This window comes from Commensalibacter sp. M0268, assembly GCF_016101925.1.
Taxonomy (GTDB): domain Bacteria; phylum Pseudomonadota; class Alphaproteobacteria; order Acetobacterales; family Acetobacteraceae; genus Commensalibacter; species Commensalibacter melissae.
The window spans coordinates 1-480 of the sequence record NZ_JACFPQ010000011.1 but is presented as its reverse complement, the minus strand read 5'-3'; the positions used below and the strand labels follow the sequence as shown (position 1 = coordinate 480).

The following is a 480-nucleotide window of genomic DNA, read 5'->3' as shown; positions in this document are numbered from 1 at the left end:
CCGCTTTTAATGTTTAAAACTCCATGGATCATATTAACAGGACCATGTACACTAGTATAATTACTGGTATAAATAGTTTCACCTGAAGAAGTTAATACAGCATTCCAAACACCACCGGAAATAATTGGATAATCATTTTTGATCATATATCTTCTGTAATCACTTACGACATATCCAGAAGGTAAATTATGACTTTGACCAGGCAAAAGATTTACTGGTATATAATAGTTTGTATCACAATTATTATCTGGAATATTGGGGGTATCAGGAATGGTTGGGTTCTTTTGATTTAATATTTTCCCACCATTTTCAACATTTAAACCGGCAGTGGAATCCGCGGTACGAAAAGAGCTGCTTCCACCTGCTAAATAACGGTTGATTAACGTACCGCCACTTTCTGCTGTATCACCAGGATCAAAGAAACTGTCACTATCAGATGTTCCACCATTCTTGATATTTACAACTTCTGATACATATTCG

Annotated in this window: 1 protein-coding gene; it reads right to left on the bottom strand. The window is 35.6% G+C overall.

The features are described 5' to 3' along the window. Positions 1–480 (bottom strand): hypothetical protein (locus H3R28_RS08885; RefSeq protein WP_198210698.1); only part of this gene is annotated, 480 nt, incomplete at both ends.